Source organism: Bradyrhizobium sp. USDA 4354 (genome assembly GCF_054060315.1).
Window position 1 is genome coordinate 7,079,821 of record NZ_JBSSDC010000001.1, and the last position, 16,963, is coordinate 7,096,783.

Sequence of the window (16,963 nt, forward strand, 5' to 3'; positions counted from 1 at the left end):
CCTTGTCTCTCGCAAGCGCGGCGCAGGGCCTGCCCGAGACACAACGAAAAAGGGCGGCAGCGGATGACCGCTGCCGCCCCGGGACCGGGTTGCCGTGAGGCCTCAGGTCGGCCGCAGCACCTTTGAATCCAGGTCGAGTTCGTTAACCTGCTTGTTCCGCTCGGAATCGGCCGCCGCGCGATGGTCAGTCGCCAGCACCACATAGACCGCCGGCAGCACGAACAGCGTGAACAGCGTACCGATCGACATGCCGGCGACGACGACCAGACCGATCGAGAAGCGGCTGGCCGCGCCCGCGCCGGTTGCGGTCAAAAGCGGGATCAGGCCGGTCACCATCGCGGCGGTCGTCATCAGGATCGGCCGCAGGCGGATGCGGGCCGACATCTCGATGGCCGAGCGGCGGTCGAGCCGCTCGTTGACCTGGAGCTCGTTGGCGAACTCCACCATCAGGATACCGTGCTTGGTGATCAGGCCGACCAGGGTGAGCAGACCGACCTGGGTGTAGATGTTCATGGTCGCCGCGCCGAAGAACAGCGGGATCAGCGCACCGACGATCGCCATCGGCACCGAGATCATGATGACCAGCGGATCGCGCAAGCTCTCGAACTGCGCGGCCAGCACCAGGAAGATGATGATCAGCGCGAAACCGAAGGTGATCGCGAGCTGATTGCCTTCCTGCACGTACTGCCTGGAGTCGGCGAGGTAGTCGTGGCTGAAGCCTTGCGGCAGCTTCTTGGCCTCGCCTTCGAGGAAGTCGACCGCAGCGCCAACGGTCACGCCGGGCATCGGCACGGCCGAGAACGTCGCCGAATTGAGCTGGTTGTAGTGAGTCAGCGAATTCGGATCGGTCTTGGTCCTGATCGAGACCACGGTCGACAGCGGAAGCTGCTGGCCGGTGTTGGTCGTCACATAGTAGCCGCCGAGCGATTCCGGCGACAGCCGCTTGCCCCGCGGGACCTGCGGAATCACCTGATAGGAGCGGCCCTCGAGATTGAAGCGGTTGATGTAATTGCCGCCGAGCAGCACCGCGAGCGTCGAGCCGAGGTTCTGCATGTTGACGCCGAGGTCCTGCGCCTTGGTGCGGTCGATCGTCACCTCGACGTTCGGCTGGTTATAGGCGAGGTCGCTGTCGGAGACGATGAACATGCCGCTCTTGCGTGCAGCTTCCTTCAGCTTCTCCATCTGCTCATAGACGGTCTGAAAGCCGGCCGTGGAATTGATCACCATCTGGATCGGCAGACCGCCCGGTCCGCCCGGCAATGGCGGCAGGTTGAACGCGAACGCCTGCACGCCCTCGATCTTGGAGAGCTCGGCCTGCACCAGCGGCTTCAAGGCGATCGACGATCGTGTGCGCTCGTCCCAGGGCTTCAAGAGCATGCCGGCGATGCCGCCCTGCGGGCCGTTGATGCCGTTCAGCACGAAACGCAGATCGGTCTCGGGGAATTTCTGGAATTCCTTGTCGAGCTTGTCGCCGTAGAAATCGACATAGTCGATGTTGGCGTATTTCGGCGCCTTGGTCACCGCGAACACGATGCCCTGATCTTCCTCGGGCGCCAGCTCCTTCGAGGTATGCATGTAGAGGAAGCCGACCAGCCCCAGGATCGTCACTGCGAACAGGCCGGTGATGGCCTTGTAGTCGAGCGAGCGGTCGAGCTTGCGGCCATACCACCGCGTCATGGCGCCGAACACACGGTTCACGAGCTTGGCGAAACGGCCCTCTTCGGCGTTCTTCAGCAGCACCGAGCACATCATCGGCGACAGCGTCAGCGCGATCACGCCCGACACGATCACCGAGCCCGCGAGCGTGAAGGCGAATTCGCGGAACAACGAACCGGTAAGACCGCCAAGGAAGCCGATCGGCGCGTACACCGCGGCCAGCGTGATGGTCATGGAGATGACAGGCCCGACGATTTCCCTCGCACCCTGTAGCGAGGCCTGGACCGGTGTCTTGCCCTCCTCAAGGTGGCGATGAATGTTCTCCACCACGACGATGGCGTCGTCGACGACGAGGCCGATCGCGAGCACCATCGCGAGCAGGGTCAAAAGATTGAAGCTGAAGCCCAGCGCCAGCATCAGGGTGCAGACGCCGATCATCGACAGCGGGATGGTGACGACGGGAATGATGACCGAGCGGAGCGAGGCCAGGAACAGGAAGATCACCACGATCACGATGATCACGGCTTCGCCCAGCGTCTTCTCCACCTCGTCGATCGAGGACTGGATGAACTTGGTCGAATCGTAGGCGACCTTCATCTTCATCGACGGCGGCAGATTGCGCTCCAGCTCGGGGAACAGCGCGCGCACGCCCTTCACCAGAGTCAGCGGGTTGCCCTGCGGCGTTGCCTGCACGCCGATGAAGATCGCATGCTCGCCATTGAAGGCGACGCTGGCGTCCGTGCTCTGGGCCGCAAGCTCGACGGTGGCGATGTCCTCCATCCGCACGAAGCCGCCGTCCTTGGCCTTGACGATCATCTTCTTGAACTGGTTGACGTCGGTCAGGCCCGTATTCGTCGAGACGTTCGAGACGATGAGATAGCCCTTGGTCTGGCCCGCCGCGGACTGGAAGTTGTTGGCGGTGATCGCGGCCGCGACATCGGCCGGCGACACGTTGCGGCCAGCCATCTTCACGGGATCAAGCCACAGCCGCATCGCGAAAGTCTGACCGCCCAAAATGTCGGCCGAGGCGACGCCGTCGACGGTCGAGAGCACCGGCTGCACCACACGCGTCAGATAATCGGAGATCGCTGAACCCGACAGCTCCTCGGACGAGAAGCCGAGATACATCACGGCGGTGGTCTGGCCGGTGGTCTTGGTGACGATCGGGTCGTTGGATTCCTTCGGGATCAGGTACTTCACCGAATTCGTCTTCGCCAGCACCTCGGTGAGCGCCTGGTTCGGATCGAAGTTCAGCTTGATGTAGACCTGGATCGTCGAGGTGCCGAGCACGGATGACGAGGTGATGTAGTCGACGCCCTCGGCGGAGGCGACCGCCTGCTCGATCGGCGTGGTGATGAAGCCCTGGATCAGGTCCGCGGACGCACCGGGATAGACGGTCGTGATGTTGATGACCGTGTTCGACAGTTTCGGATATTGCCGGATCGGCAGCACCATGGCCGCGCGCAGTCCGATCAACAGGATCAGCAGACTGACGACGACCGACAGGACCGGACGCTTGATGAAAATATCGGTAAAGGCCATCGCGGCGATCTCGATTCTATGTCTCAAGAGAAGTGATCCGGCCGAGCCGGATCACTTGAATGCAGTGGATCAGTAGCGCGGCGGCTGCGCCGGAATCGGCGGGGCCGGGTCGGTCGAAATCGACACCGGAGCACCCGATTGCAGCTTGAGCTGGCCGACGGCGACGACCTTGTCGCCCGCCTTCAAGCCCTTGACGATTTCGACGCGGCCCTCGACCCGGTTGCCGGTCTGCACGAAGGTGCGCACCGCCGAGAGGCTGGTCTTGCCGTCCTCTTCCTTCTTCTCGGTGATCACGAACACGGAGTCGCCGTACAGCGTATAGTCGACCGCCGTTTCCGGAACGGTGATTACCGCCGGCTTCTCCGGCAACACCACCGTCGTGGTCACGAACATGCCGGGCTTCAGGATCTTCTCGGGATTGGCGATCGTCGCCTGCACACGGATGTTTCGGGTGTCGGTCGCGATCTGCGGCTCGATCGTGGTGATCTTGCCCTCGAAGGTGCGGCCCGGATAGGCGTCCACCTTCAGCCGAACGGTCTGGCCGACCTTGAGGCTGCCGGAATCCTTTTCGGTCACCGTGAAGTTGGCCCACAGCTCCGACAGGTCGGTCAATGAGACGATCGCCGTGCCGGCCGTCAGGTACTGACCGAGCTCGACCTTGCGCATGCCGAGATCGCCGGAGAACGGCGCACGCACCAGCTTCTGCGAAATCAGCGCCTCGGTCTTGGCAATGCCCGCCTGTGCCTGGTCGTAAGCGGCCTGCGCCTGGTCGACGGTGGCCTGCGGGCCGAACTGGCGCGAGGCCAGCTGCTTGGCACGGTCGAGCGAGAGCTGCGCGACGGTCGCCTGCGCCTTGTAATTGGCAAGGTCGCCCTGCTCGGGCGTGTCGAACAGCTGCACCAGCGGCGTGCCGGCTTCGACATGCGTGCCCGGCTCGAACTTGATCTCGGTGACGCGACCGTTGACGTCGGCGCTGACGTCGACCTGGTGCACCGCGACAAGGCTGCCGACCGCGGTGAGCAGGTTCGGCACCACCTCGGACTTCGCCTCGGCTGCGCTGACGGCCGTCGGCGGCGGCTTGTTGTTTGCGAAGAACTGCTTGATCATCTGGCCGCGGAAATAATTGAACCAGACGAGGCCACCGACGAGCACGGCCAGCAGCGTGCTGACGATGATGAACCAGCGCACCGGCCGGACCGGACGCTTGGGAGCCTTGTTGTCGATCGGTTCGCCCGAAATCTTGTGTTCGGCTACGATGTTCATGTCATGCACTTTCTGCAATCGCCGCCTTGTCGGCATCTGCGGCCTGATCGTGGCTCAGATGCGTAGCAATTGCGGCGTCGTTAAGTCCGATCCCCCTCAGGAGAAACTCACAGAGCTGCCGCTCCAGATCATTCGCCTTGCCGTAAGCGAGACAGGGCGTGGCCGGCAGCCTGGTCAGCGCCACGGTCATCACCGCATGATGCGCGAACCAGAACAGGTTGAGCGGATCGCCCGCGCAGGGCCGCGCGTCTCCGCTGGCAATCGCCCGCTCGAGCGAGGTGACGAAGACGGCCCCGATCAGCGTCTCGATCTTGGCGTACAGCAAACGGGCGAATTCGCCATCATCCAAATGACTCGTGGCCATCAGTCGCAGGCGCTGCGCCTCTTCCTGGTCGGGCCCGTCGGCGATCTCAAGGAAATGCTCGACCATGCCACGGATCACTTCGACCAGAGTGGCGGTCGACGGCTCCCGCTCGAGCAGCTCCATCAACGCCGGATCTGCCTCGCATTCGTCGCTGAGGATTTCGGCGTAGAGCGCCGCCTTGGACGGGAAATGCTTGAACAGCAGCGCCTCGGAAATGGCAGCGGCGGCCGCCACGCTCTTCGTCGTGGTGCCGGTATAGCCGTGTCGGGCAAAGCAGCGCTTTGCGGCGCCGAGGATCAATTGACGCCTCAGGTCGCTCGTCATACGCAATGAGCTCATGCCGGGTGAGTAAGCACTCACCCACGCAGAAGTCAAGCACTATGTTGCATCGCAACCTGAATGCGTTGCAGACTCAGGGGAAATTTCGCCCCGTCACCCGGCCAGCGTGTACGGTGCTCGCCTTTTACGAGCAGCGCCGGGCTAGATCGGCTGGAAGCCGAAGTCGCCGCGGATCCGGTTGAGGATGTAAGTTCCATCCCGGCTTGGCAAAATCCGCTCCAGGCTGGCGCTGTCGATCTTCACATTGGCAAAGCGCGGCCCGGCGGAGACGTCGTGGACGGCTTTGGCAAAGGCCTCGACCTCGGCCATGGTCGTGACGGCCCGGCTGTCCGCAATGCCACATGCCTTGGCGACGCCGACGAGGTCGGCGGCGGCCGAGGTGTGGCTGGTCTGGCCGCCGGTCTCGCCATAGGCCTCGTTGTCGAGCACTGCGATCGACAGGTTGGAGGGCTTCTGCAGCCCGATGGTGGCAAGGCTGCCCAAGCCCATCAGCATCTCGCCGTCGCCGGTGATGACCAGCACCGGCAGCTTCGGCTGCGCCAGCGCGAGTCCGAGCCCGATCATCGCCGCGCCGCCCATGCCGCCCCAGAGGTAGAAGTTGCGGGCGTGGTCGCCGGCCGCGCACATGTCGTTGGTGGAGGCACCCAAGCCGCCGATCGCGACGACGTCCTTGCGGTCCGCAAGCAGCGTGGACACCACCTGGCGGCGGTCGAGGAGATTGGCCTTGCTCATTTGGTGAAAACCTTGGCGCCGATCAGGCGCTGCGACAGAAGGACGGCGGTCGGGGTGAGCGCATTGTAGGCCTGCGCTGCGGCCGCCTCCAGCACGGCCGGCACCTCGGCCGCGTGCGAGGCGCGCAGCACCCGGACGCCGGAGAGCTCGAACACGCCCTGCGTGGTCGATCCCATCGGGACCTGCCACGGATTGAACTCGCCCCACTCGCCGCGCATGGTCACCAGCGTGAGGAACGGAAAGCGCAGGATCGGGATCAGCGACAGCATGTTGATGCAATTGCCGACGCCGCTCGACTGCATCAGCAGCACGCCGCGCTGGCCACCGGCCCACGCGCCGGCGAGCAGCGCCACGCCCTCCTCCTCCGTCGTCAGCGGAATGCCGCGCATGGTGGAGGAGTCCAGCACGCGCTGGATCAGCCTCGAATGGCCGGCATCCGGCACGTAAGGCACCTGCCTGATATCGAAGCGTTGCAGGGTCGCGAAAATATCGTCGGGCCAGTTCGGCGCCGTGTCGGCAGCGTCAGCGCGTGCGTGCATTTTCCTGTCCGGTCGGCTAGCAAGGTGCAAAGACTGTAGACGCATGCGTGCGCCGACCAGAACAACAAAAACGGCATAACGGCTTTAACCGGCGAGTATAACGGGATGAACGCAGATGCGAAGGAGTTGGCGGCAAGCTTCGACCTCGAGAAGCTGACGCCTGAATTTTACGACAACCCCTATCCGACCTATCGTGCACTGCGGGAGAACGAGCCGGTCAAGCGCCTGCCGAACGGCACAGTGTTCCTGACCCGCTATGACGATCTCGTCGTCACCTACAAGAACACGAAGTCGTTCAGCTCGGACAAGAGGCGCGAGTTCGCGCCGAAGTACGGCGATACCCCGCTCTACGAGCACCACACCACGAGCCTCGTCTTCAACGATCCGCCCTCCCACACTCGCGTGCGCCGCCTGATCATGGGCGCGCTATCGCCGCGGGCGATCGCAGGGATGGAGAGCGATCTCATCAAGCTGGTCGACAGCCTGCTCGACGCCATCGCGGCCAAGGGCGATTGCGAGCTGATCGAGGATTTCGCCGCCTCGATCCCGATCGAGGTGATCGGCAATCTGCTCGACGTCCCCCACGCCGAACGCGGACCGCTGCGCGATTGGTCGCTGGCGATCCTCGGCGCGCTCGAACCCGTGGTGTCGCCCGAAGCCGCCGCGCGGGGCAACAAGGCGGTGACGGACTTCCTCGCTTATCTGGAAACGCTGGTCGCGCGCCGGCGCGCGAAACCCGGCAATCCCGAGCGCGACGTGCTGACGCGCCTCATCCAGGGGGAGGAAAACGGCGAGCGGCTGACCGAGAAGGAGCTGCTGCACAATTGCATCTTCCTGCTCAATGCCGGCCATGAGACCACGACCAACCTGATCGGCAACGGTCTCGTGGCGCTGGACCGCAATCCCGACCAGAAGCAGCGGCTGATCGATAACCCTGACATGATCAAGACCGCCGTGGAGGAGATGCTGCGCTACGAGAGCTCCAACCAGCTCGGCAACCGCATGACCACTGAACGGGTCGAGCTCGGCGGCGTCATGCTCGATGCCGGGACGTCGGTGACGCTGTGCATCGGCGCTGCCAACCGCGACCCCGCGCAGTTTCCCGACCCTGAGCGCTTCGACATCGCGCGCACGCCGAACCGACACCTCGCCTTCGCCACCGGCGCGCATCAATGTGCCGGCATGGCGCTGGCGCGGCTGGAAGGGGCGATCGCGATCTCGCGCTTCCTGGCGCGTTTCCCGAACTATGCCGTCAGCGGCCAGCCGGTGCGGGGCGGCCGGGTTCGGTTTCGCGGCTTCTTGAGCGTGCCCTGCGCGATCGGGTGAGGGCCGAAAACAAAAATTGCGAAAACAACCCCATGCACAGTAGAGACCGGGTCGACGAATGACACCTTGTAGATCCGGAGAACTATCGGATGTTTCAGGCAAATCGGGCTGAGCCACGCCGTTGGCGCATGAAAGGCTTCCAAGACGGCGGGCTGATCCCCAAATCAAGCTGAAGGCCGCCGGCGCAGTCGGTTGACGCCTCCGCGCGCGGCAATGGAGTGACGACAGATGAGCGCGTCGGTCATTGATTTCATCGCAACGGAAGCACGTTTTGGCGCCCGCAATTACGAGCCGATCGGGGTGGTCCTGTCGCGCGGCGAAGGTGTCTGGGTCTGGGATACCGAAGGCCACCGCTATCTCGACTGCCTCTCGGCCTATTCGGCGGTCAGCCAGGGCCACTGCCACCCCAAGATCCTGGCGGCGATGGTCGAACAGGCGCACAGGCTGACGCTCACCTCGCGGGCCTTCCACAACGACCAGCTCGCCTCGTTCTACGAGGAGATCGCCGCGCTCACCGGTTCCCACAAGGTGCTGCCGATGAACAGCGGCGCCGAGGCGGTCGAAAGCGCCATCAAGTCGGTGCGCAAATGGGGCTATGAGGTCAAGGGTGTGCCGGACGGCCAGGCCGAGATCATCGTCTGCGCCAACAATTTCCACGGACGTACGCTGGGCATCGTCGGTTTTTCAACCGACCCCGAGACACGCACACATTTCGGGCCGTTTGCGCCGGGGTTCAAGATCATCCCGTTCGGCGACGCCGCGGCGCTGGAGGAGGCAATCACCCCAAACACGGTCGCCTTTCTGGTCGAGCCGATCCAGGGCGAAGCCGGCGTCGTCATTCCTCCAGCCGGCTATTTCACTGAGGTGCGCGAGCTCTGCACCGCCAACAACGTGATGCTGGTGCTCGACGAGATCCAGACCGGGCTCGGCCGCACCGGCAAGCTGCTCGCTGAACAGCACGAGGGTATAGAGGCGGACGTGACGCTGCTCGGCAAGGCGCTGTCCGGCGGCTTCTATCCCGTATCGGCGGTACTCTCAAACAACGACGTGCTCGGGACCTTGAGACCCGGGCAGCATGGTTCGACCTTCGGCGGCAACCCGCTCGCCTGCGCGGTGGCGCGCGCGGCGCTGCGCGTGCTGGTCGAGGAAGGCATGATCGAGAACGCGGCCAGGCAGGGCGCGCGCTTTCTGGAAGGCTTGAAGGACATTCGTGCCAATACGATCCGCGAGGTGCGCGGCCGCGGCTTGATGCTGGCCGTCGAGCTGCATCCCGAGGCCGGCCGCGCCCGCCGCTATTGCGAGGTGCTTCAGGGCAAGGGCATCCTCGCCAAGGATACCCATGAGCAAACGATCCGCATCGCCCCGCCGCTGGTGATCACCAGCGACCAGGTCGACTGGGCGCTGGAGCGGCTCGCCACCACCCTGACGCAGGATCTCTCCTGAGGCTGCCTGCGTCGGAAGACCGCTATGCCGGCCGCGGCCTACGACAGTTGGCGGTCCGGCCAGAACCGGACTCGTGCAGCGCAGCAAATAGTGACGCATGGTCCTAAGGCAAAACTCTGCATGATCCCGGCAACCGGATGAACGGGTGCGTGGAACCTATCGGAGCGACGGACGTTTTTGTCCGCGAATGAGCAGCGCCGTGCCCGGCGCAGCAAGCGCCGAGGCCGGAGGCGCAGAGCTGCGCGGATCGGAGAAACGCTCATGAGACTCACCCTTTCAGTCATCAAAGCTGACGTTGGCTCCGTTGGCGGGCATACGAAACCGTCTTCACGCATGATCGCGACTGTCGAGGGCGAGGTTGCCAAGGCGATCTGCAATGGTCTGCTGATCGACGGCTTCATCTGCCACACCGGCGACGACATTGCGATCATCATGACGCACACACGGGGTGAAGGAAGCTCCGAGGTCCATCAACTCGCCTGGAAGACGTTCCTCGCGGCCACCTCGGTCGCGAAGACCTCCGGGCTTTATGGCGCTGGCCAGGATCTTCTCGCCGACGCGCCTTCCGGGAACATTCGCGGCGCCGGCCCAGGCGTCGCCGAGCTCAGCTTCGACCACAGCCTCTCCAGCGTGCGACCCGCGGAGTCCTTTATGGTATTCGCGGCCGACAAATGCGGCCCCGGCGCCTACAACCTGCCGCTCTATCTCGCCTTTGCCGACCCCATGTACTGCGCTGGGCTGATGCTGCCTCCGATGATCAAGGGATTCCGTTTCCATATCATCGACATGGACAACACAGCCGGCGACAGCCTACTCGAGCTCGACGCACCCGCCGACAGCTACCACATTGCCGCCCTGCTTCGCGACAACGAGCGCTTTGGCATCGATCGCATCATTTCTCGAACCCATGGCGAGGTCGTCGTGGCCGTTTCGGCACAGCGCCTCCACGCGATCGCAGGCAAGTACACCGGCAAGGATGATCCAGTCGCGATCGTCAGGAACCAGGGGATTTTCCCAGCTCCGGAGGAAATAATCTCGCCGTTCGCCAAAGCGCACTTCGTGGGCGGCGATGCACGCGGCTCGCATGTGATGCCGCTCATGCCGGTGCCACTCAACACCCCCGTTACCGGCATGTACTGCCTGCCGATCGTTTCTTGCGTCGGCTTTTCGATCGACAGGGAAGGCCGGTTTGCCGAGTCCTACACCGATTTCTTCGACAACCCGGCGTGGGATGAGGTCCGCCGGTGCGCCCAGCGCAAGGCCATCGAGATGCGCAGCCAAGGTTGGTCTGGCGCCGCCATGCTGCCCTATTCCGAACTGGAATATGGCGGCTTCCGCGACACCGTGTCCGGACTGCTGAAGCGTTTTCGACTGCGCGACGACCGCAAGCCGGAAGCGGCCGAGTAGCGACCGCCTTCAATCAGAAGCTGGAGCGACGTTCACCGTTCAATCGACAGATGCAGGCGCTATGACGACATGCCTATCCGGGAGGTGGATATGGCCAAAAAACGCATCGGCATTCTCACGGGCGGCGGCGACGTCGCCGGCCTCAATGCAGTCATCAAGAGCGTGACTTATCGCGGCAGTGAGGACGACATCGAGGTTGTCGGTCTGCGCCGTGGTTGGGAGGCCCTCACGCACCTGAACCTCGACGACCCAAACAGCAGGTCCCACTACGTCATCCCGCTGAACCGTGAAAACACTCGAACGATCGACCGGCGCGGCGGCACCGTGCTGCACTCGAGCCGCGTCAATCCTTCCAAAATACAAAAGCTGCCCGATCATCTCGTCGGCAATGATGTTCCGGTCTCGCTGAGCACCAGCGGCGGCATCGCGACAAAGACGTGGGACCTCACCAGCCGGGTGCTCGCTAACCTTTCGGAACTCGGCATCGAACACCTGATCGCCATCGGCGGCGACGACACGCTCAGTTATGCGGCCAAGCTCAACGAACTCGGCGTCAAGATCATCGCGATCCCGAAGACGATGGATAATGACGTCCGCAACACCGAGTACTGCATCGGCTTCTCGACCGCGATCACCCGCGCCAGCGATGCCATCCAGCGGCAGCGCACTACCGTCGGCTCGCATGAGCGAATTGGCATTTTCCGCGTCTTTGGCCGCGATGCCGGATTTACGGCACTCTACACCGCGTATGCGACCTCGATACGATGCGTCATACCGGAGTATAAGGTCGACCTCGACAAGCTGATCCGGTTGCTCATCGAGGACAAGCGCGCCAATCCAAGCAACTATGCGCTGATCGTGCTCAGCGAGGGAGCTCAGTGGGAAGGCTACAAGCTGCGGGAATACGGCGAGCCTGACGCCTACGGTCACCGCAAGAAGGCCAACGTGGCGGAATCGCTTGCCGACGAGATCAAGCAGCGCACCGGCGAGGAGACGATCATCTCCGATCTCACCTACGATTTGCGATCGGGCGATCCGGACTTCATCGACAAGCTTGTGGCCCTGACTTTCGGTAACATGGCCTACGATGCCATGCTGGAAGGCAAGACCGGCCTGATGTCGGCGCTGGTCGAGGGCCGCTACAACCTCGTGCCCATCCCTGACGCCAGGCTCGGTCCGCGCAAATTGGACGTTGCGAGCAGCTACAACACGGAGCGCTACCGCCCCATCTACGCCAACAAGCAGGGGCTGCCGATCTTTCTCAACCGCGCGTCCTAGCGTGCCGACTGGGCGCTGGAGCGGCTCGCCACCACCCTGACGCAGGATTTCTCTTGAGGCCGCCTGCGTCGGAAAATCGCAATGCCGCTCGTGGCCGACAACGAACGATTCCGCCAGCTGTGCGTTGAACGTCGTGGGCGATTACGAGCTGGGAGCTACGATCATGCTTCCGCGTGGCGCTTGCCTTACGGCTGTTTTCGTTGGTTTTTTGATGCTGACGGCGAGCATCGACGCGTTCGCCCAGGGACCCGGCCAAGGACATGGCAGAGGCGGGCCACCCGGTCCAGCCGCAGCGCCGGCAGCACGGCCAGCGGCACCACCGGCCATGGCCCGTCCGGCGGCGCCGCCGGCCATGGCACGTCCCGCCGCGCCGGCATTCCATCCGCCGGCCATGCCGCAGCGGCCGGCCATGGCGCCTTCGGCGCCTCGCATGGCCTCACCGCCGCCGCGCCCCCCACACATCGCTGCGCCACCGCGCCCAGCCCCACACATTGCTGCGCCGCCGCCGCGGGCGGCGCCGCACGTCGCGGCACCGCGGCCTGAATCTCATCGGGCGCCGGCAGCTCCGCAACGTCCGGCGATGGCACCGCGGCCGACGCCGCATATCGCCGCCCCCTCGCGCCCAAGCGCACCCCCGGCCGTGAGCGAGCGACCGGGACCGCCGCGCGAGATGCTTTCGCGCCAATCTGCGGAACGCCAAGGCCGCATCGACCGCTTGCAGCAGCGCGTGCAGCAATTGCAATCGCAGAAGCCGGAAGGCGCAAGGGCGCAACATCAGCAGCAGCGGTTGCTGCAGTCGCAGAGCCGCCTGCTTGAGCGCGAGCAACGTATCCAACAGCGCTCGCAGCAAGTCGAGCAGCGGCAGCGCGAGATGCTGTCGCGCCAGACGACGGAGCGTCAGGACCGCATCGAACGGCTGCAGCAGCGCGTGCAGCAACTGCAGTCGCAAAAGCCGGAAGGCGCGCGGGCGCAGCGCCTGCAGCAACAGATGCTCCAGGCACAGAACCGGTTGCTTGGCCGTGAGCAGCGCGCGCAGCAGATTGACCTGGCGCGCCAGCAGCGGCTTGGCCTCCAGGCTCCCGCCGAGCGCGCCCCAGCCGCCACCGCCGCCGCGCAGGCTGCCGAGCGCGGGCGGTTTGCAGAGCGCTTCCGCACGCAGGCTACTGCGCAGACCCAAGCGGCCCTGGTCGCCCGCCAGAGCGGCTGGGCGCCCCGACAGGCCTGGCGTCACCGCCATCCGGCGGTGTTCGTGGCGTGGCTTGGGCCCGTGTTCTGGCCTTACGCCTATTCCGACATCTTTAACTACACGTTCTGGCCCTATGCGTACGAGCCCGGCTATTGGGCGTACGCGTATGATGACTTCGTCGACACCGTGTTCTGGGGTGGCGACGGCCCCTATTCCGCCTATGCCAGCATCAACCCCTCAGACTATCCGCAAGCCGGCGGCGGACGCGCGCGGCCGCGCGCCACCGTGAGCTCGCAGCCGCTTCAGCAATTGTGCGCCACACCGGACAAGGGCGTCACCGCCTGGCCGCTGGCCGATATCGCGCGAGCCGTGCAGCCGACGCCGGAGCAACGCGCGCTCCTCGACGAATTGAAGACCGCGGCGGCCAAGGCTGCCGATGTCTTCAAGGAATCCTGTGCCGAGACCTATGCACTGACTCCGCCTGGCCGCCTGCGCGCGATGATGAATCGCGTCAATGCGACGCTGGAGGCCGTCAAGATCGTGCGACCGGCACTGGAGAATTTCTACAACTCGCTCAATGACGAACAGCAGGCCCGCTTCAACGCGCTCGGCCCCAATGTCGGCGACCGCTCGTCCCAGCAGCAGGAAGCGAATAGCGAGGGCTGCGGCGATCCGAAGTCTGGCCTGACCCAGTTGCCGATCGAACGCATCGACGCCGTTGTCCGTCCGGCAGGCAGGCAGAAGGATGCGCTCGAGCGCTTGGGCGAAGCGACGAAGCAGGCAGTCGCAGCACTGCAAGCCGTCTGCCCCGACAGTGTGCCGCTGACACCAGTCGGACGCCTGGAAGCCATGGGGGATCGTCTCCAAGCCATGCTCGCCGCCGCCAAGCTGGTGCAACCCGCGCTGGACGAGTTCTACGCCACGCTGAGCAGCGAGCAGAAGGCCCGCTTCAACACGCTGCAACAGGTCGCAGGCCCGTGAGGGCAGCGTCGCGTTCTCTCGTTGCAATTTGCGCAACGGCCGAACGACGCGGCTCTCTGCGAGAGAGCAACGGTACGGAACGCAAACGACAGCCTCGCTCTGACCTCATACGGAAATCGTCTTCCGCCCAGCATCATTCGGGTTTGTGATCGCTTGAGGCTGCTCGATCTCATTCGACGCACTGGCATTGCAAAGCCTGAAGTGAGAAGACAACTCGAGCTCAGCCAGATGATCCCAGTATTCTGCTTCAGCCAGCAGCTTCCATTTGTTCATGCTGTTGTACGCGGCCTGTTGGCGGCACAGTGAGCTCATCGCACGCAAGCGTCGCACTTTCTCCACTGCGAACCTCCCTTCGCGCCTGCTTGTTGCAAGCGCATCTGTGTCGTCAGAGCTTCGCAGATCGAATTGACGAGTGATAGCCCGGGATTCGACGGTGAATCGATGATTGCGCAATCGTCTGACTTTTCACCGAGACACGCGCGGCAACTCAACCACCGTCTTGCGCCGCTTCAGCTTCGCAACGATGACCACAACAGGATATGGCGACGTCGCGCCCCTTCACCCTGTCGCGCGCCGCCTGTGCAACATGGAAGCCATCTTCGGCCAGCTCTATCCGGCGACGTTGGTGGCGCGCCTGGTCACGATCGAGATCGCGCATCGCAATCGGGACACCTGAATCGCACCGCCGAACAGAAATGTCGAAAACAACCCCATGCACAGTAGCGGACGGGTCCACGCGACATGTGTCGCGGATCTGCCGAACCATTTGAACTATCGCGCAAATCAGCGCCACGCGCAATCGCCGCCGGCGGGCGGCCGTCACCGGTCGACAGCCGCAACGCGCGCCGCACCGTCAGTCAACTTCACGCAATTGTTTGAGATGTAACAGAAATAAAACGCAATCTTTGCTTGCGCAGGCTCTGCCGCTTTTGCCAACATTCAATGGCTGCTTATCCAGACACGGTTCAGGGAAGTCCTCAGGTTTTCATCCTCACCGCAAAAGAGGCCTCGACATGGTAGATTCCAAAGTGCAACCCGTGACCTCTTCTGCGGCCGAAACGACCGGACCCGACGCGGTGCAGCCGAGCTGCGCGGCCATTCCGGGACTTGACCTGCTGGGATCGGGCTTCAATCCCTTCGATGTCAATGCTTCCGAATTTGCCCCGTCGTCGTTACGCGGTTCGCTGGTGACCTTTATGGGGGCGGGGGGTACCGACTTTATGACGTCCGCGGTGCCGTATCAGGATGACGTCGGCGGCATATGGCCTATCCCGCCTGGGAGCGGCGATCCGTTGGCGGGAACGGCATATCAGGTCCCCGCCGATGTGCATGTCGGCGGAATATTCAGGGCGACAAGCTCCGCGCAGACGTTTTCCACCTATCAGCAGATTGCGGACTATTACAGCGTTCAGGCTGGTCTCGAAGGTGGAGATGGGCTCTTCTGGGCGTCCGCAAATTCCGCTTTCTCTTCACAAAATTGCGAGAGCAGCTCGTACTTCTACGGCATTCAGGAGACGCTCTCGGAGAGGTGGAGTCTCACTCTCGACAACGCACTGCTGTATGCGCAGTCGAACACTAACGGATCATCATGGGACGCAGTTTTTTCCGAGGTGGCCAAGGGTCTTCCGGCAACGTTCGATCCGACGGATAAGTCGAGTGTCGATCGATATCAGAACTTTTTCACCAAGTACGGCACCCATATCGTGGCATCTGTGTTCGTCGGCGCCCGCAGCAGCCTGAGCGTTGCGATCGAACGATCGTCGAATATCAGTCAGACCGATGCGTCTCTCGACATCTCGGCTGAATACGATCTTGTCACCGGCTCGCTTGGCATGAAGAGCTCCTATAAGAACAGCAACTACGAGAGCAGCCGAAAGAGCAAGTTCCTCGCGATCGGCGGCAACGAGACGTTGGCATCCCTCGCGTCAAACGCGCCATCCGCACAGTCCAACACGGATGCGAAGCTGACGAACTATGAAGCCTGGATCGCCAGCACCGGAGCAAACCCCGCGACAATTGCGATCACGCTTGTCGGCATGTGGGAGCTGTGCGTGTTCCCGGGGACCGTCAAGACGGCACTAAAACAGGCCTACGCCTATTTCTCGCTGCCCAACAGCGTCCTGCCATTCTACAGCTATGTCGGAAGCAACAGCGCCGATTATCTATACACCACGTTGGAAAACCCAGAGGGCGCGCCGACTGAGATAAAATTTTCAAGCTACAAGCTGGTCGGCACTCCATTCTACATACTGCCGCAGACGACAAGCTGCCAAACGGCAGTGACCCTGCATCGCTATTACAACAAATCGGTCCACTTCTTCACGACGGATGCCGCAAGCGATGCAGCTGTCATTGCAGAAGGACGCTACGCCGAGGACCTAAGCTATTTCAGCAAAGTGCTGCCATTGCAGCCGCAGGGCCTGCAATCAAACGCGCTCGCCACCGTTTACCGCTGGGCCCTCCGAGGTGGCGGCCATTGTTTCGGCCTCGATTCGGACGCCCCGCCGGTACCAGCCAATGAAATAGAGGCTGCGGAGGGCGAGAAATGGACGGCCTTCGCAAAGGGGCCGTCCGATCCCTTCAGTCTTTCCGAGTCGGTCTAACCAAGGGGGTGATCCAACATGGAGGTCATATACTCTAACCCAGCCTTGCTCCAGGTGAATAATAGCTGTCCGGCTCAATATCGCGCCGCGCTATATGGAGTAATCGACCAGGAGGCGCAGAACCTTGCATTCATACGGAACAACCCGGAAATGTACGATACCGAAGCGAAGTATTTTACACTCACTATTCAAGATCAACGTTGGCCAATGGTTCTCGCCAGGGCGTATGTCAGCGCTATGAAAAAGACAGGACCCATCTGGAACAGAACATATGTGGCCACGCAAGTGATGGTGATCCTCTTCC

At 63.1% G+C, this 16,963-nt stretch carries 13 protein-coding genes; 7 read left to right on the forward strand and 6 right to left on the reverse strand.

Annotated elements, in window-relative coordinates; all coding sequences use genetic code 11:
- Positions 1-102: 102 nt before the first annotated feature.
- From ACVIIV_RS32910 to ACVIIV_RS32930, 5 genes are all read right to left on the reverse strand, one after another.
- A complete protein-coding gene (locus tag ACVIIV_RS32910) occupies positions 103-3,198 on the reverse strand; it encodes a MexW/MexI family multidrug efflux RND transporter permease subunit (RefSeq protein ID WP_456748884.1) in 3,096 nt (1,031 codons plus the stop codon).
- 69 nt (positions 3,199-3,267) lie between these two features.
- On the reverse strand, positions 3,268-4,461 hold the full coding sequence (locus ACVIIV_RS32915; RefSeq protein ID WP_456747896.1) for an efflux RND transporter periplasmic adaptor subunit: 1,194 nt from the start codon (positions 4,459-4,461) through the stop codon (positions 3,268-3,270).
- 1 nt (position 4,462) lies between these two features.
- Positions 4,463-5,149 carry a TetR/AcrR family transcriptional regulator gene (locus ACVIIV_RS32920; protein ID WP_456747897.1) on the reverse strand — a complete coding sequence of 229 codons (687 nt, stop codon included), beginning with the start codon at positions 5,147-5,149 and terminating at the stop codon, positions 4,463-4,465.
- A 156-nt stretch (positions 5,150-5,305) separates the two neighbouring features.
- Positions 5,306-5,896 (reverse strand): thiamine pyrophosphate-dependent enzyme, encoded by a 591-nt coding sequence (locus ACVIIV_RS32925; protein WP_456747898.1) that lies wholly within the window; start codon positions 5,894-5,896, stop codon positions 5,306-5,308.
- Positions 5,893-6,435, reverse strand: a complete 543-nt coding sequence (locus ACVIIV_RS32930) for a phosphonopyruvate decarboxylase (protein WP_456747899.1) — start codon at positions 6,433-6,435, stop codon at positions 5,893-5,895. Before ACVIIV_RS32930 ends, ACVIIV_RS32925 begins: the two co-directional genes overlap by 4 nt.
- Positions 6,436-6,540: 105 nt before the next feature.
- On the opposite strand from ACVIIV_RS32930, the gene ACVIIV_RS32935 reads away from it, so the two are divergent.
- The 5 genes from ACVIIV_RS32935 to ACVIIV_RS32955 all read left to right on the forward strand — a co-directional run bounded on the left by ACVIIV_RS32935 (position 6,541) and on the right by ACVIIV_RS32955 (position 14,056).
- On the forward strand, positions 6,541-7,761 hold the full coding sequence (locus ACVIIV_RS32935) for a cytochrome P450 (protein ID WP_456747900.1): 1,221 nt from the start codon (positions 6,541-6,543) through the stop codon (positions 7,759-7,761).
- Positions 7,762-7,989: 228 nt separating this feature from the next.
- Complete coding sequence (rocD, locus tag ACVIIV_RS32940) at positions 7,990-9,204, forward strand: ornithine--oxo-acid transaminase (protein ID WP_456747901.1); 1,215 nt, start codon at positions 7,990-7,992, stop codon at positions 9,202-9,204.
- Positions 9,205-9,381: 177 nt separating this feature from the next.
- Positions 9,382-10,611 (forward strand): fructose 1,6-bisphosphatase, encoded by a 1,230-nt coding sequence (locus ACVIIV_RS32945; RefSeq protein WP_456747902.1) that lies wholly within the window; start codon positions 9,382-9,384, stop codon positions 10,609-10,611.
- Positions 10,612-10,701: 90 nt separating this feature from the next.
- Complete coding sequence (locus ACVIIV_RS32950) at positions 10,702-11,889, forward strand: 6-phosphofructokinase (RefSeq protein WP_456747903.1); 1,188 nt, start codon at positions 10,702-10,704, stop codon at positions 11,887-11,889.
- Between the two features lie 715 nt (positions 11,890-12,604).
- Positions 12,605-14,056: a Spy/CpxP family protein refolding chaperone gene (locus ACVIIV_RS32955; RefSeq protein ID WP_456747904.1), complete on the forward strand. Its 1,452-nt coding sequence runs from the start codon at positions 12,605-12,607 to the stop codon at positions 14,054-14,056.
- A 105-nt stretch (positions 14,057-14,161) separates the two neighbouring features.
- On the opposite strand, the gene ACVIIV_RS32960 is transcribed toward ACVIIV_RS32955, so the two are convergent.
- Positions 14,162-14,395, reverse strand: a complete 234-nt coding sequence (locus ACVIIV_RS32960) for a hypothetical protein (protein WP_456747905.1) — start codon at positions 14,393-14,395, stop codon at positions 14,162-14,164.
- A gap of 160 nt (positions 14,396-14,555) precedes the next feature.
- Here ACVIIV_RS32960 and ACVIIV_RS32965 point away from each other — a divergent pair, with 160 nt between their 5' ends.
- Positions 14,556-14,732 (forward strand): potassium channel family protein, encoded by a 177-nt coding sequence (locus ACVIIV_RS32965; protein WP_456748885.1) that lies wholly within the window; start codon positions 14,556-14,558, stop codon positions 14,730-14,732.
- Between the two features lie 337 nt (positions 14,733-15,069).
- Entirely contained in the window at positions 15,070-16,659 is a 1,590-nt protein-coding gene (locus ACVIIV_RS32970) for an MAC/perforin domain-containing protein (RefSeq protein WP_456747906.1), read from the forward strand.
- Positions 16,660-16,963 lie beyond the last annotated feature (304 nt).